34 protein-coding genes are annotated in these 18,778 nt (G+C 67.8%); 14 read left to right on the plus strand and 20 right to left on the minus strand.

Translation table 11 applies throughout. The features are described 5' to 3' along the window. The first annotated feature begins 1 nt into the window (after position 1). Positions 2-211 (plus strand): hypothetical protein, encoded by a 210-nt coding sequence (locus ACWY4P_RS40965; protein ID WP_456205770.1) that lies wholly within the window; start codon positions 2-4, stop codon positions 209-211. Positions 212-300: 89 nt separating this feature from the next. Here ACWY4P_RS40965 and ACWY4P_RS40970 read toward each other — a convergent pair whose 3' ends face one another. The 7 genes from ACWY4P_RS40970 to ACWY4P_RS41000 form a co-directional block, all read right to left on the minus strand. After that, positions 301-495, minus strand: coding sequence for a hypothetical protein (locus ACWY4P_RS40970; RefSeq protein ID WP_456205772.1), 195 nt, complete (start codon positions 493-495; stop codon positions 301-303). A gap of 2 nt (positions 496-497) precedes the next feature. Further along, positions 498-1,361, minus strand: a complete 864-nt coding sequence (locus tag ACWY4P_RS40975) for a hypothetical protein (protein ID WP_456205773.1) — start codon at positions 1,359-1,361, stop codon at positions 498-500. Beyond that, the gene (locus ACWY4P_RS40980) at positions 1,358-2,320 is read right to left on the minus strand and encodes a glycosyltransferase family 4 protein (protein WP_456205775.1); all 963 of its coding nucleotides are present in this window, start codon (positions 2,318-2,320) and stop codon (positions 1,358-1,360) included. The genes ACWY4P_RS40975 and ACWY4P_RS40980 overlap by 4 nt, the downstream gene beginning before the upstream one ends. Before the next feature lie 65 nt (positions 2,321-2,385). Continuing rightward, on the minus strand, positions 2,386-3,330 hold the full coding sequence (locus ACWY4P_RS40985; RefSeq protein ID WP_456205776.1) for an NAD-dependent epimerase/dehydratase family protein: 945 nt from the start codon (positions 3,328-3,330) through the stop codon (positions 2,386-2,388). Further along, positions 3,327-3,818 carry a DUF6221 family protein gene (locus ACWY4P_RS40990; protein ID WP_456205778.1) on the minus strand — a complete coding sequence of 164 codons (492 nt, stop codon included), beginning with the start codon at positions 3,816-3,818 and terminating at the stop codon, positions 3,327-3,329. Before ACWY4P_RS40990 ends, ACWY4P_RS40985 begins: the two co-directional genes overlap by 4 nt. Continuing rightward, positions 3,811-4,347 (minus strand): hypothetical protein, encoded by a 537-nt coding sequence (locus tag ACWY4P_RS40995; RefSeq protein WP_456205780.1) that lies wholly within the window; start codon positions 4,345-4,347, stop codon positions 3,811-3,813. Before ACWY4P_RS40995 ends, ACWY4P_RS40990 begins: the two co-directional genes overlap by 8 nt. Then, on the minus strand, positions 4,344-4,736 hold the full coding sequence (locus ACWY4P_RS41000; RefSeq protein WP_456205782.1) for a hypothetical protein: 393 nt from the start codon (positions 4,734-4,736) through the stop codon (positions 4,344-4,346). The genes ACWY4P_RS40995 and ACWY4P_RS41000 overlap by 4 nt, the downstream gene beginning before the upstream one ends. 182 nt (positions 4,737-4,918) lie before the next feature. Between ACWY4P_RS41000 and ACWY4P_RS41005 the strand changes: the two genes are divergently transcribed. The 5 genes from ACWY4P_RS41005 (at position 4,919) to ACWY4P_RS41025 (ending at position 7,751) form a co-directional block, all read left to right on the plus strand. Further along, positions 4,919-5,725, plus strand: a complete 807-nt coding sequence (locus ACWY4P_RS41005) for a peptidoglycan-binding protein (RefSeq protein ID WP_456205784.1) — start codon at positions 4,919-4,921, stop codon at positions 5,723-5,725. Between the two features lie 32 nt (positions 5,726-5,757). Next, positions 5,758-6,009, plus strand: coding sequence for a hypothetical protein (locus ACWY4P_RS41010; protein ID WP_456205786.1), 252 nt, complete (start codon positions 5,758-5,760; stop codon positions 6,007-6,009). Between the two features lie 34 nt (positions 6,010-6,043). After that, positions 6,044-6,310 (plus strand): hypothetical protein, encoded by a 267-nt coding sequence (locus tag ACWY4P_RS41015; protein ID WP_456205788.1) that lies wholly within the window; start codon positions 6,044-6,046, stop codon positions 6,308-6,310. Then, positions 6,307-6,993 carry a collagen-like protein gene (locus ACWY4P_RS41020; RefSeq protein WP_456205790.1) on the plus strand — a complete coding sequence of 229 codons (687 nt, stop codon included), beginning with the start codon at positions 6,307-6,309 and terminating at the stop codon, positions 6,991-6,993. Before ACWY4P_RS41015 ends, ACWY4P_RS41020 begins: the two co-directional genes overlap by 4 nt. 95 nt (positions 6,994-7,088) lie before the next feature. Then, positions 7,089-7,751, plus strand: a complete 663-nt coding sequence (locus ACWY4P_RS41025; protein ID WP_456205792.1) for an HNH endonuclease family protein — start codon at positions 7,089-7,091, stop codon at positions 7,749-7,751. 65 nt (positions 7,752-7,816) lie between these two features. Here ACWY4P_RS41025 and ACWY4P_RS41030 read toward each other — a convergent pair whose 3' ends face one another. The 5 genes from ACWY4P_RS41030 to ACWY4P_RS41050 all read right to left on the minus strand — a co-directional run bounded on the left by ACWY4P_RS41030 (position 7,817) and on the right by ACWY4P_RS41050 (position 9,915). Next, entirely contained in the window at positions 7,817-8,224 is a 408-nt protein-coding gene (locus ACWY4P_RS41030) for a hypothetical protein (RefSeq protein ID WP_456205794.1), read from the minus strand. Between the two features lie 11 nt (positions 8,225-8,235). Beyond that, positions 8,236-8,487: a hypothetical protein gene (locus ACWY4P_RS41035; protein WP_456205795.1), complete on the minus strand. Its 252-nt coding sequence runs from the start codon at positions 8,485-8,487 to the stop codon at positions 8,236-8,238. A gap of 94 nt (positions 8,488-8,581) precedes the next feature. Further along, positions 8,582-8,743: a hypothetical protein gene (locus tag ACWY4P_RS41040; RefSeq protein WP_456205797.1), complete on the minus strand. Its 162-nt coding sequence runs from the start codon at positions 8,741-8,743 to the stop codon at positions 8,582-8,584. Positions 8,744-8,800: 57 nt separating this feature from the next. Beyond that, positions 8,801-9,349 (minus strand): endonuclease domain-containing protein, encoded by a 549-nt coding sequence (locus tag ACWY4P_RS41045; RefSeq protein WP_456205799.1) that lies wholly within the window; start codon positions 9,347-9,349, stop codon positions 8,801-8,803. Further along, positions 9,346-9,915, minus strand: coding sequence for a recombinase family protein (locus tag ACWY4P_RS41050; RefSeq protein ID WP_456205801.1), 570 nt, complete (start codon positions 9,913-9,915; stop codon positions 9,346-9,348). Before ACWY4P_RS41050 ends, ACWY4P_RS41045 begins: the two co-directional genes overlap by 4 nt. 268 nt (positions 9,916-10,183) lie before the next feature. On the opposite strand from ACWY4P_RS41050, the gene ACWY4P_RS41055 reads away from it, so the two are divergent. Both ACWY4P_RS41055 and ACWY4P_RS41060 read left to right on the plus strand, forming a co-directional pair. Next, positions 10,184-10,501, plus strand: a complete 318-nt coding sequence (locus tag ACWY4P_RS41055) for a hypothetical protein (protein ID WP_456205803.1) — start codon at positions 10,184-10,186, stop codon at positions 10,499-10,501. A gap of 334 nt (positions 10,502-10,835) precedes the next feature. Then, positions 10,836-11,273: a lamin tail domain-containing protein gene (locus ACWY4P_RS41060; RefSeq protein ID WP_456205804.1), complete on the plus strand. Its 438-nt coding sequence runs from the start codon at positions 10,836-10,838 to the stop codon at positions 11,271-11,273. 49 nt (positions 11,274-11,322) lie between these two features. Here ACWY4P_RS41060 and ACWY4P_RS41065 read toward each other — a convergent pair whose 3' ends face one another. After that, entirely contained in the window at positions 11,323-11,607 is a 285-nt protein-coding gene (locus ACWY4P_RS41065) for a hypothetical protein (protein WP_456205806.1), read from the minus strand. Between the two features lie 77 nt (positions 11,608-11,684). After that, positions 11,685-12,593, minus strand: a complete 909-nt coding sequence (gene ku, locus ACWY4P_RS41070) for a non-homologous end joining protein Ku (RefSeq protein ID WP_456205808.1) — start codon at positions 12,591-12,593, stop codon at positions 11,685-11,687. A gap of 105 nt (positions 12,594-12,698) precedes the next feature. Here ku and ACWY4P_RS41075 point away from each other — a divergent pair, with 105 nt between their 5' ends. After that, positions 12,699-13,169, plus strand: coding sequence for a DUF6233 domain-containing protein (locus ACWY4P_RS41075; protein WP_456205809.1), 471 nt, complete (start codon positions 12,699-12,701; stop codon positions 13,167-13,169). Here the strand turns inward: ACWY4P_RS41075 and ACWY4P_RS41080 are convergent. After that, positions 13,166-13,390: a hypothetical protein gene (locus ACWY4P_RS41080; RefSeq protein ID WP_456205810.1), complete on the minus strand. Its 225-nt coding sequence runs from the start codon at positions 13,388-13,390 to the stop codon at positions 13,166-13,168. The two genes, ACWY4P_RS41075 and ACWY4P_RS41080, sit on opposite strands and share 4 nt — an antisense overlap. Positions 13,391-13,474: 84 nt before the next feature. Here ACWY4P_RS41080 and ACWY4P_RS41085 point away from each other — a divergent pair, with 84 nt between their 5' ends. Together ACWY4P_RS41085 and ACWY4P_RS41090 are read left to right on the plus strand one after the other, a co-directional pair. Beyond that, entirely contained in the window at positions 13,475-13,660 is a 186-nt protein-coding gene (locus ACWY4P_RS41085) for a hypothetical protein (protein WP_456205811.1), read from the plus strand. Next, entirely contained in the window at positions 13,657-13,887 is a 231-nt protein-coding gene (locus tag ACWY4P_RS41090; RefSeq protein WP_456205812.1) for a hypothetical protein, read from the plus strand. Before ACWY4P_RS41085 ends, ACWY4P_RS41090 begins: the two co-directional genes overlap by 4 nt. Before the next feature lie 432 nt (positions 13,888-14,319). On the opposite strand, the gene ACWY4P_RS41095 is transcribed toward ACWY4P_RS41090, so the two are convergent. Together ACWY4P_RS41095 and ACWY4P_RS41100 are read right to left on the minus strand one after the other, a co-directional pair. Continuing rightward, positions 14,320-14,493, minus strand: a complete 174-nt coding sequence (locus tag ACWY4P_RS41095) for a hypothetical protein (protein WP_456205813.1) — start codon at positions 14,491-14,493, stop codon at positions 14,320-14,322. A 30-nt stretch (positions 14,494-14,523) separates the two neighbouring features. Next, complete coding sequence (locus ACWY4P_RS41100; protein WP_456205815.1) at positions 14,524-14,805, minus strand: sigma-70 family RNA polymerase sigma factor; 282 nt, start codon at positions 14,803-14,805, stop codon at positions 14,524-14,526. A 114-nt stretch (positions 14,806-14,919) separates the two neighbouring features. Between ACWY4P_RS41100 and ACWY4P_RS41105 the strand changes: the two genes are divergently transcribed. Both ACWY4P_RS41105 and ACWY4P_RS41110 read left to right on the plus strand, forming a co-directional pair. Further along, positions 14,920-15,114, plus strand: a complete 195-nt coding sequence (locus tag ACWY4P_RS41105; protein WP_456205816.1) for a hypothetical protein — start codon at positions 14,920-14,922, stop codon at positions 15,112-15,114. A gap of 126 nt (positions 15,115-15,240) precedes the next feature. Further along, positions 15,241-15,417 (plus strand): hypothetical protein, encoded by a 177-nt coding sequence (locus ACWY4P_RS41110; RefSeq protein ID WP_456205818.1) that lies wholly within the window; start codon positions 15,241-15,243, stop codon positions 15,415-15,417. A gap of 62 nt (positions 15,418-15,479) precedes the next feature. On the opposite strand, the gene ACWY4P_RS41115 is transcribed toward ACWY4P_RS41110, so the two are convergent. After that, a complete protein-coding gene (locus ACWY4P_RS41115; protein WP_456205819.1) occupies positions 15,480-15,725 on the minus strand; it encodes a GntR family transcriptional regulator in 246 nt (81 codons plus the stop codon). Between the two features lie 143 nt (positions 15,726-15,868). Between ACWY4P_RS41115 and ACWY4P_RS41120 the strand changes: the two genes are divergently transcribed. Beyond that, positions 15,869-16,255: a hypothetical protein gene (locus tag ACWY4P_RS41120; protein ID WP_456205821.1), complete on the plus strand. Its 387-nt coding sequence runs from the start codon at positions 15,869-15,871 to the stop codon at positions 16,253-16,255. A 164-nt stretch (positions 16,256-16,419) separates the two neighbouring features. On the opposite strand, the gene ACWY4P_RS41125 is transcribed toward ACWY4P_RS41120, so the two are convergent. Both ACWY4P_RS41125 and ACWY4P_RS41130 read right to left on the minus strand, forming a co-directional pair. Next, entirely contained in the window at positions 16,420-17,031 is a 612-nt protein-coding gene (locus ACWY4P_RS41125; RefSeq protein WP_456205822.1) for a GntR family transcriptional regulator, read from the minus strand. Positions 17,032-17,467: 436 nt separating this feature from the next. After that, positions 17,468-18,679 (minus strand): TerD family protein, encoded by a 1,212-nt coding sequence (locus ACWY4P_RS41130; RefSeq protein ID WP_456213224.1) that lies wholly within the window; start codon positions 18,677-18,679, stop codon positions 17,468-17,470. Positions 18,680-18,778: the final 99 nt, after the last annotated feature.

The raw sequence follows: 18,778 nt of genomic DNA on the forward strand, positions 1-18,778 counted from the left end.
CATGGCCATGGACTACCCACACATCAAGGTCACCGGCTCCGGCCCCGACATGTCCGCCGTCGTCTACCTGCAAACCCAACTTGACGGCGTCTCGGTCGACGACCAGGCCTTGGCGGCAGCGATTGAGGGGGTGCTGGCGGACACACCCGGCATCGTCTCCACCACCGCCGTGAAGTCCGCCCAGACGGTCACCGACACACCCCTGTCCTAGGAGGTCGCCGTGTCCCTGTTCGAGACGATCCTCGCCATCGAGGTCGGCGTCATCGCCCTGTCCTACCTCATCGGCTTGCTCCGCCGCCCCTAGTCTGGCTGCCCGGACGGCCCGGGGGGCGCGTGTGCGTCCATCCCGGGCCCGGCCGGCGTCGAGCGAAGCTGCTCCAGCTCCGCCTCGGCCTCCGTGAGCCTTGCTTCCAGGAGCACGTTGGCCTCCAAGAGGTCGCCGCACTTCTTCCGGAACGCGGCCAGGGCCGCCTCCATGCTGATCTGGCCAGCCACGGCTACCCTCCCAACTTCTCGGCGAGCTCCCGGTACCGCTCCAGGAGGTTGGTGCTGTTCAGAAACGGATGCTGGGGAAAGAAGCTCCAGTGACTGACCAGGGCGTCCCCGCGTAGGATGTTCGGCCGGCCTGTGGCTAGCGGCTGGTGGACGGTGTGCCAGCTCTCCTCCTCGTCAGGAACAAGCACGCCGGGCTGGGGGAGGGCAGCATAGTCCTCGCCGCGGCTGGCGAAGCAGGACACGGAGAACTGGGTGCCAGGTGCGAGCGGGAAGTCCTGGTACAGGTACAGGTCGTCGACCGTGCCCGCCTCGATGTAGTCGAGGAGCATCTCGTGCAGTTTCACCGCGAAGGGGCCGTTGGCCCAGCCGGTGGGGTCCATGCAGTAGGCGTTGACGGTGCCCCACTCCATCGGGATCTTCCCGCACAGCTGCAGGAAGTGGGAGCAGATCGCGTTGTTGACGATGATCGGAAACACTGCGATCGGTGCGGGCATCTCGATCCGGGCCCGTACCAGGTTCTCGATCGCGTCCTCGTGTAGGTAGACCACATCGTCATCGAGTCTGACGTACACCGTGTCGCGGTCGATCATCTCCCGGTAGGCCAGCCCGGTGTACCTCTGCTTTGGGAGGTTGCCAAGGGTGATGCCTTCGGGCCGGTACTTGAGATGGAACCAGGCGTGCTGCGCGGCGAACTCGTGCGCGTAGGCGATGTCGTCCTCCTGGCCTGTCTCGTCGGTGTTCATGTACGCCCACACCTCGTCGAGCAATCCACGCTCGACGTCACGCCGCAAATATTCGATCAAGATGCTGTACGTCCGGCGCCGGCCGTAGGGAGTCCAGGCCACCACGCGCTTGCCATCGATCATGCTGCCGCCTTCTCTATCACGGGGGCGAGTGCCGCCTCCCACTGCCGATTGATCGCCTGGAGAATCGACCCGGACGCCTCCGCGCGAGCCGCCATGCCAATCCGCTGCCGCAACCCCGGATCGTCCACCAAACGCTTGAGGTAGCGGCCGAACAGGTGCTCCTGGCCAGCCGGCACCAGGAACCCGGTCTCGCCGTGCCGGATCGCCCGCCGATACGGCTCGATATCGGAGGCGATCAGCGGGATGCCGAGGATCGAAGCCTCCAAGAACTTGGTCGCGTATTTCGCCCGGTTGAAGCGGATGTCCCGGTACGGCGCTACCCATATATCGAAGCCGGCGACTGCTTGCAGGTAGTGCCCGTGGTTGGCGACCCATCCCAGCGCGCCGATTCGATTCCCCAGGCCAGGCCGCATGCCCTGCTGGATGGCCTGCTGCGGGGCCACTCCGACCAGCCGCACCACTACGTCGCCGCCGGGCCGCTTGTACTGGGCTATGCGGTTGAGAGCCCGCGCCGCCATGGGCAGCTCGGCCATGGTGGACGACGAGCCGGCCCAGCCGACAGTCAGCGTCTCCGGGTTGTAGTCGCGGACCGCCCCCAGGTACTGGGCGGGCAGTCCGTTGGGGACGACGCGCACATCGTGGTGGTAGTCGCGCAACACCTGCGCGAGGGGCTCGGAGCAGCAGGTGACCGTGTCGGCGAGAGCGATGCTGTCGATGAGACCCTGCCTGATAGCCGGGTCAGACCAGACCCCGTAGGCGACTTCGTTCGCCGGATCGAGGTGGAAGTAGTCGTCGTCCAGGTCGAGGACCAGGCGAGTGCCGCGCTCCTTCATGGCCCGCCACGTCTTGGATGGGCCGGGCTTGGCGACTCTGCAGCCGACGACCGCGTCCAGATCCTCCCAGTCCGGGGGCAGCTTCATACCGCCGCTGACGTTGTGGCCGAGCCACTGCAGCGACATGCCAGGCAAGACCCCCCGGTAGAAACCGGAACCCGCCTCGTCGGCCATCCAGAAGTGGACCCGCATCACGCCGCCAGATAGCCGGGAAGCCAGTGCTGCGCATACCAGGCGACGACCTCGGCGATGCCCTCTTCCAGGGATACGAGCTTGTCAGCGGTCATATCGACGAGGGGCAGCGTGCTGGTGTCCGCGGTGACCTGGGCGCCGGGGATCTCGCCGGGGCGCATCGGCAGGTGCGTGAGGGGGACTTCGTCGTAGCCGAGGTCGACGGCGGCCTTGATGACGAGCTGGGCGACCTGGTTCACGGTGCGGTGGTCGGCGGGGCCGACTTCGACAGCGCGGCCAAGGACGACGCCCTCGGCGGCCTTCTCTAGGGCGGATACGAGCGCCTTGGCGCCGTCGGTGACGTGGACCATGTCGGATACCTGTTGGCCGTCCCCGTACACCTCGATCGGCTCGCCAGTGAGGGCGCGGCAAACGAACGCGGGCGTGATCTTTCGAACCTTCGCGGCGCCGAACGGAGGCGCCACTGACTGGTAGGGGCCGTAGGCGTTGACGAGGCGGACGATGTTGCAGCGGGTGCCGCGCTCCTTGTTGAACATGGCGGCGAATCGCTCGACCGTGGTCTTGCTGATCGAGTAGGTGTTGTTCATCCAGTGGTTTCCCACTCCGATGTACACGCCGGGGATCTCGTATTGGGCGATCGCCTCGAGGAAGTTCAGGCCACCCTGCACGTTTGTCTCAGCGGCGGGGCGCGGATTTTTGATGGTCTCTTGGGTGCCGAGGCAGGCGGCGAGGTGGATGATGCCGTCGACGTGGGCGGCGAGTTCGCACATGGCGACGGGGTCGCGGACGTCGCCCATGAAGACGGGGCGATAGCACTCGGGAATGTTGCTGCGGGTGGTGCGGCCGAGGTGGTCGAAGATGACGGGCTCGTGACCGCGGCGGGCGAGTTCGTCGGCTACGTGGCCCCCGATGAATCCGGCCCCGCCGGTGATGCCGATCTTCATGCCTGCTGCTCCTTGCTGTTCGGGGTGTTGTCGTGCCAGCCGTAGCCTTCGGCGATGATGCGGAGGCGCCTTTCGACACGGGCGTCTCGGCCGCAGTCGCAGGGTCCGCCGCGCCGGGTGCTGTCACAGGTTTCGCCGCCGTCGCGTTCTTCGGTGGCAGCGGCGCACGTGTACCAGCAGTCGTTTTCGTCGACGAAGTGCCGTTCGGCGGTGATGTCGGCGATGAGTTCCCGGTCGGCGGCGCAGCGGCGGAGTACGGCATCGGGACCGTTGAGGGCGATGTGCTGGGCGTCCTCGGTGATGTAGACATTGGCAACCGGGTTGCATTCCTCGCCCTCTGCCGCACTGTCGCCGACCATGATGAAGCCGTCCCAGCCGGGGATGCCTTCCTGATCGACCCATCGAATCCACGGGCCCTCGGTTGCACCCTGTGCGACCCGCTCCCGCTCGGCTATCTGTCCCAGGACCCAGGCGTGCAGGTCAGTCATCGGCTTGCCCTGTCCAGGGTGAGGCGCTGTGTGCGGCGCGGGTGACGGCGTCCCAGAACTCGGCAGCAGCCTCATCGGGCCGATAGTTGGGGCCCTGGACGATGCTGCCGTCGGGCCGCACGCCGACTATGAGCGTCCCGTCGTCCTCGTGCAGCGCGATCACAAATTCGGGAGATTCCGTCTGGCTAGTGCTGGCGGGCGGCGCGTGCTCAGCACGTAGGTCGGGGCGTTGCCCGACGGGCTGGTTCTCCTCCTGGTCAACGATGGCGCACGCCTGCTTTGTGGCCTCGCAGGTGACCTCGTCGGTGGCGGTGAAGGTGTGGCCGCACGGCTCGAACAGGATGCCGGTGGTGAAGAAGTGCGGCGACCGACCTGTAGTGATCTCGTCGGGCATTTTTCGGCAGGCGGGGCAAGGCGGCAACGGGTAGCGCAGCGTGGTCTGTCCGCGATGACACTGGCGCTGGCGATACTCAAGAGCGACAGCCAGCGGAAGGAGCTGCTCGACGGCGAGGGGCGCGGGTTCGGTCACGACTGCTCCTCGGCGGGCTCAGGGAGCGCCTTGCTGCGGTGGAGGGGCGTGGTGGCCATGTCGCCTGCGGCCTGCTGCTCGGAGAGGAGCGTGTATGTCTTGCCGCCGTCGGCGGAGAACGCTTCCGGGTTCCGACGGGACTGCCACAGAGGAGCCGGTGTGGTGCCGTCGGCGTGCCGGTCTATCCACTCTCGAGGCTCGCCGGTCAGCTCGGACAGCGGCTGGTAGCGCAGCAGCTTATCGAGGTAGAGGGCGGCGTAGTGAGCGCTGGTGCCGCTGTGCCCCATGTCGGCGAAGGCTTGGACGACTCGACAGAGGCCGTCGATGACGTCTCGGTCTTCGCCGACGAGGCGGAGTTCGCGGCGGGCGTGGTCTACGAGATCGCTCATGCGGGTGCTCCTGGTGCGGGTTGTGCGGGTTTTGGTGTGGCGGGGCGTGGACCCGCACGGCCATGCCCCGCCACAGGGTCGGACCGTGACCCACCGCCAGAATACCCCCACGCCTTAGATTCGTAGGAAAAATGGGCTTAGCAATCTATGATTCGAAGGAGACCCGTGTTAGGGAGACCCGCATGAAGCTCGTCACCAGAGCCCAACTCGGCTGGCCCGCATCCGCCGCCCCCAACCAAGCGACCACCAAGGGCGTCAAGGTCCACTACGAAGGCACCCCGGTATCCACCAGGCTGCTCGTCGATCACAACGCGTGCATCGCCGAATGGCAGGCAATCCGTAAGAGCCACCTCGCCAACAAGGTCGAGAACTACAGCGATATCGCCTACAACTACGGCGCCTGCCCGCACGGGTTCCTGCTCGAGGGACGCGGTATCGGCAAACGCACCGGAGCCAACGGCAACCAGTCCCTCAACCAGGCGCACTACGCGATCGTCGGACTCGTCGGCTCCAGCGGCCTGACCGAGCCCCCCGACGCCATGCTGTCGGCGATCCGCGACGGCATCGACGTGCTCCGCAAGCACGGCGCCGGAACCGAGATCAAGGGGCACCGCGACGGGTACGCCACCGCGTGCCCTGGCGAACCCCTCTACAACTGGGTGAAGAAGGGCGCCCCACGGCCCGGCGGAACAAGCAGCGGCGGCGACAGCACTCCAGCCCCCTCACCCAGCAAGCCGAAGTACGAGCCATTCCCCGGCGCCGACTTCTTCCGGGCCGGCCGCCGGTCGCCGATCATCGCCGCGATGCACAAGCGGCTCATCGCCGTCGGATGCAACCGCTACCAGAGCAGCCAGAACGCCGACGTGTGGGGATCCGGAGACGAACGCTCCTACGCGGCGTGGCAAGGCAAGCTCGGCTACACCGGATCCGCAGCCGACGGCATCCCCGGCAAAACCAGCTGGGACAAACTCCACGTCCCCAACGTCTGATCCATCCTCTCCTCAAGGTAAGGAACCCGCCCATGTCCAACATCACCAGCCTCACCAAGACCGCCCAGACCTACGCCAAGGACCTGAGCGAACGCGTCATCTGGACGTTCCTCACCGCCTCTGGCGGCGTCGCCCTGGCCGCCGGCCCCGCTGACATGCTCAACGTGTCGTTCTGGCAGGGCGTCGGCACCGCCGGGATAGCCGCCGCCGGCAGCCTCCTCAAGGGCCTCGTCGCCCGCGTCGTCGGCGACAAGAACTCCGCGTCGACCGCCCCCGGCGTCTGATCCTGCCCACGTTGCGCGACCCGGAGGGCGACGCATGGACGCCGCCATGGTCACGGCGATAGCCGCGCTAGCAGCCTCGCCTGTGGCCGCGGTGGCCGCCATGTACGGCACCAAGGGCGCGAACCGGGCAGCCCGGGAGGGCGGAGTCATCGGCGGCTACAACAACCTCACGGACCAGCTCCAGGAGGAACGTAAGGAACTACGCACCGACCTGGCGACGGCCCGCGCCGAGCTGGCGGCCGAACGGGCCGAGGTGGCCCGCCTCAAGGCGCTGGTGACACAGCTCGGGGGGCAGACGTGACCCGAACCGAGCGCATGCTGTACCGCCGCCGGCACCTCCTGTGGATCGTGGCTGCCCTGCTGTTCCTCGGCGGCGCGATCGCGCTCGCGTTCCTGCAGATCGAGCACGAGTCGAACCGTGGCGATCAGCTCGCGACCGAGGCGGACCTGCGCGGGAATGCGGTCAGCACTCTTGCCACCGACGTGCGGCAACTACGGGCACAGCTCAAGGCCGAAGGCAAAACACCAGTCGCACCAGACCCGACGAAAGCGGTGGAGGATCTGCCATCGCGCACAGAGGTGCCGGTGCCTATCCCCGGACCGAAGGGCGACAAAGGCGATCCGGGTACACCCGGCCGCAATGCAAGCAACGGCGAAACGGGCAAGCCCGGTCAGGACGGTGCTGCGGGCACCCCCGGAAAAGACGGGGCGTCCGGAGCTGACGGCCAGGACGGCGCCCCCGGCGAGAAAGGCGACAAGGGCGACCCGGGAGAGAAGGGCGAGAAAGGGGATCCCGGCGAGCAGGGACCGCAGGGTGAACGCGGTCCGGCTGGCCCGGCCTGCCCGGACGGGTACTCGCTGCAGGCGCCGTCTTGGGATCCGGACGCTCTCGTCTGCCGCCGGGACGGCGCGCCCGATCCCTCACCGTCGTCGCCGTCTGGCCTGCTGTCTCTGGGCTTGGACCCGCGCCGCGAGTACCCGTAGCTTCGGGTCCCACTCTTGAGTGACCTTCCTGCCGTTCTCGACCGCCGATCACGTCGCCCCCGATACGACTGTGCCGACCCCTACGAAGGAGCGGCATGGGAAAGCTGAAGACCCTGGCGGTCGGTATCGCGGCGGCGGCGGCTCTGGCCGGCTCGGCGCCGTCCGCAACAGCGGATCCGGGCGACACGGTGACGACGACGCTGCGGCAGGCAGTCGCGGACCTGCCTATCGCGGACGAGGACCGCACCGGATACGAGCGCACCAAGTTCCGGCACTGGGTGGACGCGGATGGCGATCAGTGCAACACGAGGGCCGAGGTTCTGATCGCCGAGGCGACCGTGCCGCCAACGGTGGGCTCGGGGTGCAGCATCTCCGGCGGCCAGTGGCATAGCTATTACGACGACGCCGACCAGACGGTGGCCCGCTCCCTCGACATCGACCACATGGTTCCGCTCGCCGAAGCCTGGGACTCCGGGGCCTCGGGCTGGTCGGCCGCCGAGCGGCAGGACTACGCCAACGACTTGGGTGACGAGCGTTCGCTGGTGGCGGTCACGGCGCGGGAGAACAGGCAGAAGGCCGACCAGGACCCGGCCGAGTGGCTGCCGTCGGATGCTGGTGCCGTGTGCCGATATGTGGGGGAGTGGGTGGCGGTCAAAACCCGCTGGGGACTGACCGTCGACCCGGGCGAGGCGGCGGCCCTGGAGCAGCTGGCGGACGGATGTCCGGACGAGGAGCTGGCGGTGGTTCTCGCCCGCTGACCGGCTACCCTGACGACGACGCCCCCGCCTGCTTTCCTCAGGCGGGGGCACCGTGGCGCGGCCGGTCAGACGGTGTGAACCTCAACGAGGTGAGCGAACCGCTCGTCAGGCTCGGGGCCAATGCGGGTTCCCTGCGGATACTCCATCTCCGAGGTGGCGTGGCACGTCGTTGTGTGGTCGTCGCCGTCCAGTCGCACCTCAACGTACTGGCCAGCGAAGCCCACGATCACTCCGGGGCGTCCGTGGTGCTTGATGCCCAACCCCACCTTCAGGTCGAGGCCGTAGTAGTTCCGGATGTGTTCGCGACTGGACTGAATCCGGGTCTTGATACTGGCGGCGCCCTCGCGTAGTTCCTCGATCCGGTCCTCGGCGCGCATGCGCTCGTCCCAGGTAGTGCAGTGGTGCAGGACGGAGAGCATTTCACGGGCCTGGCGTTCCATGGCCTCGGCCTCGGAAAGAATGGCAGCACTCATGGTCGGTGTCCTCACTGCTCGGTGGTGTGGTCGGCGGGCGGGGGCCCGAGGCGGCGGAACAGGTTGTCGAGCCCGGTGTCGATGGTGCTGGCGGCGTGGGCGGCCACGATGGCTGTCGGGTCGATCGCCGGGCCGGGGTTCGCCCCCTGATAGCTGCCGCCGCAGGAGCAGTGCTGCCCCTCGTAGATGTAGCAGTGCTTGAAGTGCGGGCCGTCCGGGAGTCGATTCCCGTTGGCCACAGTCTGATGTGTCAGGAAGTTCACGGTCTCTCCTCTGCGTTGGTCGTGCGGCGAACCCCCACACGGCAGGCGGGGGAGGCATCAGTCCTCGTGGCTGTCGGGCTGGACTTCGGCATGGTCAGGGCCGGTACGCGCCGCAGTCGCACACGTAGCCCATGTGCCCGTTGCCGTCGTCGTCCGTCCACGTCCACAGGTGCGCGTGGCTCGGGTCGCCGCCGTATATGTCGCCGCGCAGGGCGTACTCAAAGTTGCGCTCGTCGTACTCGTGGTCCTTCGTCATGCGTTACTCCTCTGTGTTGGTGGTGCGGCGGACCCACACGCGGCAGGCGGGCGGGGGCTATTCGTTGCGGAACTTTGGCACGATCCCCGCGAACACGGCCTCGGCTGCGTCCACGTGTGCGGCGTTGCGCTCGGCCTTTTCCTCGGGTGACGCATCGGACGGAGCGATCACCTCGCCCCAGGGAGAGCCGTACATCTCCTCGACCCCGAGGATCACGGCTGGCGGCCGCTCTCGGTAGGCGACGAACGACGGCGCACTCTGCAAGCCCTCGGCGGTGTTGCAGCTGGTGCACAGCAGGCCGCGGATGAGTCCAGTTCGGTGGCAGTGGTCGACGAGTAGGCGTTCAGGCCGTGCGCTGCACATGGCGCACGCGCCGGCCTGCCACCGACGGAGGGCGCTCGCGGCGGACAGGTGGCGCGGCACCTCCCGGCTGGGGACCTGCCAGACGTGGCAGGACGGGATCCCCTGACGGTCAAGGAGCTCTGCCTCGGCAAAGGTGGGGCGCCCCTGCGCCGTCGCGCCCAGCCATTCACGCTCGACTGCGTCGCGGCGCTGCACCTCTTCGCGGGCCCTCTCCAGGCTGGCCGAGCCGGGACGCGAGGTCATGCGCGCTCCAAGTGGCGGTAGATGGTCGGTCGGCTGACGCCGAACTCGTCGGCGATCTGCTGGACGGTGTACCTGCGCTTCCCGTCGCCGCCGAGCTCGTCGTACATCTCCTGGGCGAGCTTGATCTGGCGGGCCTTGAGTTTTGGCTTCTGACCGCCGGTCCGGCCGCGGGCGCGAGCGGCTTCGAGGCCCTGCTTGGTGCGCTCGACCATGAGGGAGTGCTCGAACTGGGCGATGGCGCCGAGGATGTGGAAGAACATCTCGCCGACCGGCGTGCTGGTGTCGATGCCCTGATCCAGCACTTCGAGGGCGACGCCTCGCTCTCGGAACAGGTCGGAGAGGTCCATGAGGTTGCGTAGGGAACGGCCGAGCCGGTCCAGCTTGGTGATGACGAGGTGGTCACCTTCACGGAGGGCGACGAGCGCCTTGTCGAGTTCGGGGCGTGAGGCGAGTTTGCCGCTCAGCTTGTCGATGAAGATCTGGTCGCAGTCAGCGGCTTCAAGGGCGTCGCGCTGAGCTTCGGGATGTTGATCGGTGGTTGAGACACGTCCGTAGCCGATTCGCATACCCCAGTGTATCGGAAAGGAGGGGGAGCGTTACATAGATGCGGACACGGGTTATGTAACAACGTTCCCGCAGGATGGGCGCGTTGGCGGCCAGTGACTCACAGACGTTCGTTTGCGAACACGCACTTCCGTCGACGTTATGCGCTAGTCAGCCCGAAGGTTCGCCGCTCACCGCATCGCTGCGCCGGCCGTCGGGGGCCCGGCCCGGGAACGTCGTGCAGCGCTACACCTGGCGCGGTCCTCGCTGCCCGATGCACACTGCGGCGGCATGAGCGACGACGAGCCCGACAATGTGATCCACCTGTTCCAGACGCCGCGGAAGGGCGCGACGCCCCAGGGTCAGCCACACGACGAACGCGACGAACGCATCGTGGATGCGATCGCGACATGGCAGGCGCTGTACATGCATCACGGGGAGACGCTGACGAACCCTACGACAGCAGCCTCCCTACGCATCGCTATGGAAATGGTGGGGCGGGTGCTCGACTCAGCTCGGGACGCTGGGGCTATCTCGGAGGAGCAGCACGACAAGCTGCATGCGCTCGTGTGGATCGCCAACGCTGCGGCCGACAAGTTCCAGCCCTGATGAGTGCGGTCAAGGGGGCGCCTGTCAGGCCGCGCGTTCCGGAGGATCGGCGTCCGACCCCTTCCCTGTGCCGACCCCGGGGTGCACGCTATGGGTGGGTGGTCGAGTCTCCTGCTCCCCAGGCGGAGTTGCTGGCCCCTCCTTGTGCCCCACCCTGTGCTGCGACAGGGTGGGGCGTTCTGTCGCCCGGCACTTTCGAACGGCTCGTACCTTCGGTCCCGGATCGGTAACGGCGACCGGTGCCAGTCGTTCCGCCCGTAGTGTGATCGTCCTCGCCGGGACCAAGGGGGGTGCCCGGCACGATTCACGAGGACGACTCTTGCTTCGTACCCGCATGCTCGCTGCCGCCGTCGTTGCGGCAGCCGCTTCTACCGTCGCCCTGCTGCCCACCCAGGCTCAAGCGGCCGGCTCCATCTACCTGTACAAGGTGTATTACGACAGCCCTGGCAGCGACACCCGCTCCAACAGCAGCCTCAACGCCGAGTACGCGCAGATCAAGAACTCGACGGGCAGCGCCGTGCAGCTCAAGGGCTACACGGTCCGCGACGCCACCGGCTACACGTACACGTTCCCCTCGTACAAGATCAGCGCGGGGAAGACGGTGAAAATCCACACCGGGAAGGGCGCCCAGAGCGCGGGGCACGTGTACTGGGGGCGCGGGTCCTACGTGTGGAACAACGACAAGGACACCGTGACGTTGAGGACGGCGTCCGGCGCCTTCCGGGACTCCTGCTCGTACAACTCCACCCGAGCCGACTACAAGATGTGCTAGCTGAACGAGCTGATGGCGCGGCGCCCCACCTCTACGGTGGGGCGTCGTGCTATGCGGTGCCTACTCTTTGCCGTTGCCGCTCTCCGTCGGCGTGGGCCTTGCCCAGCAGCGAGCCTTCTTCCTGCTCGTAGTGGGAGAGGGCCACGCCGAGGCCGAAGAGCGTGGGCGCCCATTCGCCAACGAAGATGCCCCACCGGTCTGCGCGGTCGAGGCCCCTGCCGGGCTCGGCACGGAGAGACGCGGTCCAGGTCAGCACGGACAGGCCGATGGAGGCGACGGCGGCGGTGTAGGCGTGCTCGCTGCGCAGCCCCATGTCGTGCAGCTTCTTGATCACGATGGGCTCCTTCGGGAGATTCCCCCCTCGGGCTCATCCTCGTGTGCCCAGCCATCGACGAGTGACGCAGGATGGGCTCAGGACGCCGACCGCTTCCGCGCAGTCTTCTTCGCCGGAGCCTTCTTGGCGGTCTTCTTCCCGCCCGTCTTCTTGCCTGCGGTCTTCTTCGCGGGCATCTCCCGCACCTCGCCCTCGCCGACTTCTTCGCCGCGGGATTCGCGGGCGGCCCGCACGCTGTCACGGAGAGCGGCCATCAGGTCGACGACGCGCCCTTCCGGTTCGGCCGGCGCCTCCACCTTGGCCGGCTCGATGCCCTCAGCCTTGGCTTGGATGACCGCCTCCACGGCTTCCCGGTACCCGTCGCGGTACTGGCTGATGTCCGTGCTGCCGATGGCTTCCATCAGCTCCATCGCCTCGTCGACCTCGGCGTCAGACAGCTCCACGCCGCGGGGCGCAAGTCCTTCGGCCGAGCGGATCTCGTCGTCCCAGTGGAGGACCTGGAGGACGATGGCGTCACCCACGACCCTGAGTGCGCCGAGCCGTTCGCGGTTGTGCCACGCGAACTTGGCGACCGCCACCTTGTCGCTGCGCTGGAGTGCTTCCCGGAGCAGGATGTAGGGCTTGGCGGCGACGGCGCCGTCGGCCTGCAGATAGTAGGGGCGGCTGAAGCGGATGGGGTCGAGCCGCTCTGCCTCGACGAATGCTGCGACGTCGATGGCCTTCGCTGTGGGCAGGGGGAGGTCGTCGAGCTCCTGGTCGCTGATGGGGATGAGCTGGTCTTTCGACGCCTCGTAGGCGCGGATGATCTCTTCCGGGTCGAGTTCTCGGTCCTCGAGCTCGCAGACCTTCCGGTAGCGGATCCGGCCGCCGTCCGCGGTGTGGATCTGCCGGAATGAGATCGAGTGGTCTTCCGTAGCAGGCAGAACCTTGACCGGGATGGTTACGAGGCCGAAGCTCACGGCACCACCCCACAGTGGACGCGGCATGACGTACCTCCCAGGTGCCCCCCTGGGGTCGGCTCCAGCCTAGGGCAAGCATGGGCGGAACACCCTGGTCAGCCCTCATTCGATATTCGAACTAGAATCCGAATTGTGGATGCGGAGGAGTGGCGAGCGAAGGCCGGACCGTGGGCCCGCGCCGTGCTCCCGGATGGCCAGGAGCTCGACGTCATCCTCACCAAGTGGACCCGCACCAAGGACGGCCAGTGGTGGGCCGAGTGCGAGGCGATCCTCCCCGCCCGCTACGAGCACGCCGACGGCCGCACTCAGGTCACCGGGGCGCCCACCCCGATCAGCGTCCCCGCCGACGACATCACCCCCATCCCCGGCGAGGACTACTCCACTGTTCCGACGGACGGGGCGATCGCCGGGCGGCAGTGGGTTGTGGAGAAGCTCCGCGAGTACACCGAGGATGCGCCTTCCCGCCGCCTTCACCGCCGCGACTGCTGGCAGGCCCGCGACTCCCACGAGCGCATCACCACCGAAGATGCCATCGACCGGCTCGCCCGCCGGGCCATCGCGTGGTGCGACGTTTGTCGACCCGATCGGGCACTCCGCCGCTAGCCCGGAGGCGGCGCCTCGGGCAGTTCGGGCCGCTGGGGTAGTTCGGCGCCGGGGCGGTGGCAGTACCACTCCCAGAGCTGTCGGGTGATGTTGCTGCGGTCGCTGCCTTGGGCGTGGGTGGCGGCGTCGAAGTCTGAGACCAGCTCGTCGGGGATGCCGCGCACGACGCGCTGCTTGTGGCGGTGCCTGTGCTGTCGGCGGCGTTCCTCTTCGCTGGCCATGCGGAAATCATGACAGGTGGCTTGCCACCGGTCAAAGGAGTGCGGAATGATGGTGGCAAGCCACCACTAGACAGGAGAGCATCCATGCAGACCGACTGGTTCAAACAGTGCAGCGGCGACGGCCTCGTTCGCAGGCTCGACGAACTGATCGCCGAGGGCGAAAGCAGGGAGCAGATTCAACTGATGGCCCAGGCCGCCTATGAGACCGCAGCCCGCTACGCCCTCCAGCCGGAAGGTCTCGCCGACCTGCTCAGCGGAGACCAGCCGTGACTGCTTATCGCGTCGCCGCCTATCGAGGCAACCGCAACTGGCATCTGAAGATCGCCGACTACAGCCGGACCGTCAGCGATGAAGAGGGCAAGCCGCCCGCCCGTGAACAAGCCGAAGCGCTCCGCGAGAAGTTGGCCACGCGGTCGCTTCGCAGGGGGTTCGGGTGGACCCACATCGACATCCAACTGAAGGCCGACGAAGCGCAAGGCGAGGCGGCGGCGACCTGAGATGGCGCCCCCCCGTTTCCCCGCCCGTGCCACACTGGACCTGGCCCCCGCTGCATCCCCCGTCGGCGGGGGCCGCTTCACGCCTCGGCGTTGTCGGCACCCCCACATACCCTTGAGTCATCTATCCGATTACTGCGTGGGCTGCGCAGCTGCTCGGAGCGACCGCCCCGTCTATCCGGCGGGGCGGCGGCACGTCAGCCCTCGGACGGCTCCGGGTGCCGGGCGGCCTTCTTTACCTTCGCCTCGACTTCGTACCGATTGCCGTCGCCCGCTGCTTCGGTGAACGCTGCCTGCACGGTCTCGGCTGCCTTGCGCCACCGCTCCCACTGCTCGCGATGCTCCTCGCCGTCCAGCCCCCTTGAGCTTGGCGTGCTCGGCGTCGGAGGCTTTCTGCAGGTCAACTAATCTATCGATATCACTCACGGCCGGATTCTAAGCCGCCTCCGGCAGCCCGCCCCGCTGGGCCTCGACCCACGCGGCCAGCAGCCGCCCGTACTCCACCCGCTCCGCCGGCCACAGCGGGCGCCCGATGCGAGCCGCCATGAACCGGCGGATCGCCTCATTCGCCGCAGCGGCGGCATCCGAGGGCAAACGGGTCTCAGGCATGCGAACAAGGCTACGGGCAGGGTCGGACATTCAGCCCTCGTCGGCGGGCTTTTTGCGGGGCGAACGGCTGTGTCCGCGCGCGATGCCGCTGACCCGCTCGGGCTTGACGCCGAGGTGCGGCGCCATGTCGGTGTAGCTGACCCCGTCCCGTTCGTGGAGCGTCTTCACTACATGTTGCCGCTGTTCGCGGAGCCACTTCTGCAGGTCCGGGATGGCGGTCAGGGCCTGCGTGAGGGCGACGGCCTGGTCGATGCTCTCGTCGCCGGCGACGAGGTCGGCGAGCTGCTCGAACGGCGAGGGCGGCTTGTCCATGAGGGCAGGTTAGTGGGTACCCGTCAAAGAATCCAGTGGGTACCCACTTGACGCAATTGATGGGTACCCACTAAATTTGAGTCATCACCAAGAGCGGCGAACAGGGGAGACGAAGTGAACACGACCGAGCGCCGCATCCACCCGCGCGACCTCCAGGTCGGCGACGTCATCACCTCTGACCCCCGCCGTGACTTCATCGTCCGTGCCCTGGCCGCAGACGAGTTCGGTGACGTGACCATCAACCCTGGCGCCACCGACAAGGCGTTCATCAACGCCGACCAGACCATCACCGTCCGCCGAAGCGCCTGAGGAGTCACGATGACCGAGCCAACACTGTTCGACGCCGCGCCCACGACTGGCCCAATTCCCGCGCCGGACCAGCGCGTCGCATTCACTGGGGAAGGTCGCCACTGGCACGGAACCGTCACTCGCACGTTGACCGGGCACGACGGCAAGCCGCGCGTTCGGATCGACGTCGACCCGGGGAACCACGGCATCAGCTCCGTGGTCTACCGGCTCGGCTCCCACTTCCGCCTGACGCGCGAGGGCGAGACCTGCCCCGACTGCGGCAAGCCCGACCGCGGCCAGCCCCAGTACGGCTGCTTCGTCTGATCGCCACCCGCATACAGCGATGCCCCGGCTGAGGAAAGCAGCCGGGGCATCGCCACATCAGGCTACCGTTCGCCGCTCGCCGACGGTGAGACGAAACTCCCAAGCCCCGGCTCCGTGTAGGTGAGCCCCTCCGCCCGCAGCGCACGCAGAACCTTCTGCGCCGTAGCCCCGGCGATCCCGAACTCCTGCTGAATCTTCAGGACAGAGGGCACGCGGGTCCGCGGCGGGTACGTGCCGTCGGCGATGCGCTTCCGCAGCACGTCGGCGACCTGCCGCCACCGCGGCACATCAGGCTCAAAGTCGATCACCACGCCAAGCTAGGCATGGCACACCTGATCAGGCGAGATATGGCATGCCAAGCGTGCTACGGCATGCTACGTGGCAGAATCTGCACCCCCGCGGCCGTGCGACCGGCCCGGGGGCATGGACCACCTGGAGAAAGCAGGCAGACGTGCACGAGCCTACGGTCGGGGCAGCCCACAGCCGAAGCCCCAGGATCGAATCCATCGCGGCGCGACTGGGCGCACTCACCGGCAGCACACCACGGATCGGTGCCGACGGGCTGAGCACCCGCATCGAGGTCGATCTGCCCGACAAGCTGAGCAACGCCGCCCGGCACAGCCTCCTCGTCGCCCTCGCTGACGCCGACCGGTGTGGGCACGAGGTGGCGGACGGCTACGTGTGGGCCGAAATCCGCGAACTCCCGGACCCGGCCCGGCTCACCGCCGAGCAGCGCGCCGGCTACGAGTGCGCCCTGTGCGGCATGCGCCTCTACGCCTCGCGGTGCCTCGGCACCGTCAACGGTGTCCAGTTGTGGGCTTGTGCTCCTGCCTGCTAGGCAAAACCTCTGGCCAATGCGTGGACGCAGCGTGGCGGATTCATGGGCGATGCATATATCTGCGCGCAGACCCCTTCCCCGGAGCCGCTCCCACCCGCTTGACTAAACCGCCAAGCGCAGGAGCGACCCGCATGAACGCTCCTGTTGAGTGGCCCTGCGCAGGGCTACAGCCGCACCTGCCATCGATCCGCGGGGAGGACCAAATCCGCTACCTCGACCGGCAGGCCGCCCGCGCCCAGACGGGTCCGCTGCAGGAGCAATGCCACCGTATCCATGGGCAGCCGCAAAGCCTGAGCCTGGCGGGCATCCAACCGCACAGTGCCCACCTCGAAGGCCGCAGAGGTGTGCTTACGGCGCCGACCACGCCACCAGCTGGTGACAAGCAGCGCCGACCGGCCACCCGGATCCCAGCACTCCAGCATCTCCCAACGCGTGGTCGCGCCGACCGGGACGTCGAGGCGGCCCGCCAGATCGGGGCAGGCGCGGCAGGTGCCGGCGTCGATGACCTCTCCGCCGTGGGGCCAGTCGCCATCCGGGTTCGAGAGTGCGCGCACGGCCGGAGGGTAAGCCACGAAAAGGCGCTGCCGCTGTTCCCCCTCGAGGACGCCATCCTTGCGGAGAAGAGTGACGGCGAGGCGGACCGTCTGCTCATGGATGCCGTACTCCGCGGCGAGGGCGGCGCGGGACGGGATCTGCTCGCCGGGGAGCCAGTCCCCTTCGGAGATCCGGCGTTCAAGATCGGCGGCGATGCGACGATGTAGCGCTCGCTCCGCCATGCCCCGCAACCCCTTGGTGATCCTTTCGGGGTGGCAACGCTAAGGACGCATTCGAATCTTGATATATCAAGGGCGCTACACGGTCTGGTGATTGCCCGCATCACTTGCCGCTGTCCAGCCGTGAGGCGCCCCGTGGACGCCCGCCTGGGGCGCGGCTTGGCCGCTCCTATGCGGGCAACAAGCCGACCTCGGGCTGCCGAACCCACCTCCCAAGTGGGCGGCCCGAGGTCGGCCCTTTACTGGGGCGCGGGTGGGGAGAGAATGGGAAATCCGGGAGACAAACGCCTCCATCGATCTCCGAGAATTTGCGACTATCTACGAGATGTTGCAGGTTCGTCGCTCGCATGAAAGTTGGGCGCCAAAACCTCCCGCAGATGCCTTGCGGCACTGGCAGGCCTCGCTCTGGCGCCCCCGTACTTGACTGACCTGCAGATACTCAGAGCGCCCGGCCGGCGGGCTTGACCATGCCGCGGACCGTGCGGGAGTCCACGTACTCGCCCATCGCGGTCATCTCCCACTCACCCGAGAACTGCTTGATGAACTTGGCCATCATCACGCCCGTGCGCGGCTCGGAGTGGGTCAGGTCGAAGCGGACCAGCTCCTCGCCCGTCCCCGCGTCCAGCAGGCGGCAGTAGGCCTTCGCGACGTCGGTGAACTTCTGGCCGGAGAAGGAGTTGACCGTGAAGACCAGGCCGGTGACCTCCGGCGGCAGCCCGCCGAGGTGGACCGTGATCGTCTCGTCGTCGCCACCGCCCTCGCCGGTGAGGTTGTCGCCGGAGTGCTGGATCGTGCCGTTCAGAATCGAGAGCTTGCCGAAGAAGCAGGCGTCGATCTTCTTGCGGTCCACGCCGAAGGCGATCACGGACGCGTCGAGGTCGATGTCCTTGCTGCGGAAGGCGGGCTCCCAGCCCAGGCCCATCTTGACCGAACTCTGGAGCGGCCGACCGCCCTTGACCAGCGAGACCGTCTGGTTCTTCTGTAGATTGACGCGGCCCTTGTCGAGGTTGATCTTCCCGGTGGCGGGCGCCGGAGCGGCGGCGGCCGGGGCGGCGGGCGGCGGGGCGGTGGGCATGGGCGGGGGCTGGAAACCGGCGGGCGGGCCGGCGGGCGGCGGCGCCTGGACGGCCGCGGGGGCGGGGGCCGCGGGCGCGGCGGGCTCCTCCACCGTCACGCCGAAGTCGGTGGCGATACCCGCCAGCCCGTTCGCATAGCCCTGCCCGACCGCGCGCACCTTCCACGCGCCATTGCGCCGGTACACCTCGACGATCACAAGCGCGGTCTCGGAGCCCAGCCGGGGCGGGGTGAACGTCGCGAGCACGGCCCCGTCGTCCGCGCCGCGCACGGTGGCCGTCGGCTCGGTGCCCGCGAACGTCGCACCGGGCGCGTCCAGGCTCGCGGTCACCACGATCTTCTCGATGTCGCCCGGCACGGCGGAGGTGTCGACGGTGATCGTGTCACCCGCCCCGCCGGCCCCGGGGCGGTGGGTCACGCCGGGGCCGGCGGGCTGGTTGTAGAAGATGAAGTCGTCGTCGGAGCGCACCTTGCCGTTGGCGGTGAGCAGCAGGCCCGACACGTCCAGCCGCACCGGGGCGGTGACGTCCACCGCCACGCGCGCGACGGGCAGGGGGATGTTCGAGCCGGGAGTCATAGCGGTCATGCCTGGGGTAACGAATGTCCCCGCTTTACGGTTCCTTGACTTACGGTTCCTTGGCCTGCCTCTCACTCCTTGAGGGCAGGCCTCAATGCT

This window comes from Streptomyces sp. LZ34 (genome assembly GCF_053890475.1).

Bases quoted from the DNA above. Each gene is read 5' to 3' on its own strand.
- ACWY4P_RS40965 (WP_456205770.1), top strand. From the start codon at position 2: ATGGCCATGGACTACCCACACATCAAGGTCACCGGCTCCGGCCCCGAC.
- ACWY4P_RS40975 (WP_456205773.1), bottom strand. From the start codon at position 1,361: ATGATCGATGGCAAGCGCGTGGTGGCCTGGACTCCCTACGGCCGGCGC.
- ACWY4P_RS40980 (WP_456205775.1), bottom strand. From the start codon at position 2,320: ATGTCGCTGCAGTGGCTCGGCCACAACGTCAGCGGCGGTATGAAGCTG.
- ACWY4P_RS40985 (WP_456205776.1), bottom strand. From the start codon at position 3,330: ATGAAGATCGGCATCACCGGCGGGGCCGGATTCATCGGGGGCCACGTA.
- ACWY4P_RS40990 (WP_456205778.1), bottom strand. From the start codon at position 3,818: ATGACTGACCTGCACGCCTGGGTCCTGGGACAGATAGCCGAGCGGGAG.
- ACWY4P_RS41000 (WP_456205782.1), bottom strand. From the start codon at position 4,736: ATGAGCGATCTCGTAGACCACGCCCGCCGCGAACTCCGCCTCGTCGGC.
- ACWY4P_RS41005 (WP_456205784.1), top strand. From the start codon at position 4,919: ATGAAGCTCGTCACCAGAGCCCAACTCGGCTGGCCCGCATCCGCCGCC.
- ACWY4P_RS41010 (WP_456205786.1), top strand. From the start codon at position 5,758: ATGTCCAACATCACCAGCCTCACCAAGACCGCCCAGACCTACGCCAAG.
- ACWY4P_RS41015 (WP_456205788.1), top strand. From the start codon at position 6,044: ATGGACGCCGCCATGGTCACGGCGATAGCCGCGCTAGCAGCCTCGCCT.
- ACWY4P_RS41025 (WP_456205792.1), top strand. From the start codon at position 7,089: ATGGGAAAGCTGAAGACCCTGGCGGTCGGTATCGCGGCGGCGGCGGCT.
- ACWY4P_RS41030 (WP_456205794.1), bottom strand. From the start codon at position 8,224: ATGAGTGCTGCCATTCTTTCCGAGGCCGAGGCCATGGAACGCCAGGCC.
- ACWY4P_RS41040 (WP_456205797.1), bottom strand. From the start codon at position 8,743: ATGACGAAGGACCACGAGTACGACGAGCGCAACTTTGAGTACGCCCTG.
- ACWY4P_RS41045 (WP_456205799.1), bottom strand. From the start codon at position 9,349: ATGACCTCGCGTCCCGGCTCGGCCAGCCTGGAGAGGGCCCGCGAAGAG.
- ACWY4P_RS41050 (WP_456205801.1), bottom strand. From the start codon at position 9,915: ATGCGAATCGGCTACGGACGTGTCTCAACCACCGATCAACATCCCGAA.
- ACWY4P_RS41055 (WP_456205803.1), top strand. From the start codon at position 10,184: ATGAGCGACGACGAGCCCGACAATGTGATCCACCTGTTCCAGACGCCG.
- ACWY4P_RS41060 (WP_456205804.1), top strand. From the start codon at position 10,836: ATGCTCGCTGCCGCCGTCGTTGCGGCAGCCGCTTCTACCGTCGCCCTG.
- ku (WP_456205808.1), bottom strand. From the start codon at position 12,593: ATGCCGCGTCCACTGTGGGGTGGTGCCGTGAGCTTCGGCCTCGTAACC.
- ACWY4P_RS41080 (WP_456205810.1), bottom strand. From the start codon at position 13,390: ATGGCCAGCGAAGAGGAACGCCGCCGACAGCACAGGCACCGCCACAAG.
- ACWY4P_RS41085 (WP_456205811.1), top strand. From the start codon at position 13,475: ATGCAGACCGACTGGTTCAAACAGTGCAGCGGCGACGGCCTCGTTCGC.
- ACWY4P_RS41095 (WP_456205813.1), bottom strand. From the start codon at position 14,493: ATGCCTGAGACCCGTTTGCCCTCGGATGCCGCCGCTGCGGCGAATGAG.
- ACWY4P_RS41100 (WP_456205815.1), bottom strand. From the start codon at position 14,805: ATGGACAAGCCGCCCTCGCCGTTCGAGCAGCTCGCCGACCTCGTCGCC.
- ACWY4P_RS41125 (WP_456205822.1), bottom strand. From the start codon at position 17,031: ATGGCGGAGCGAGCGCTACATCGTCGCATCGCCGCCGATCTTGAACGC.
- ACWY4P_RS41130 (WP_456213224.1), bottom strand. From the start codon at position 18,679: ATGACTCCCGGCTCGAACATCCCCCTGCCCGTCGCGCGCGTGGCGGTG.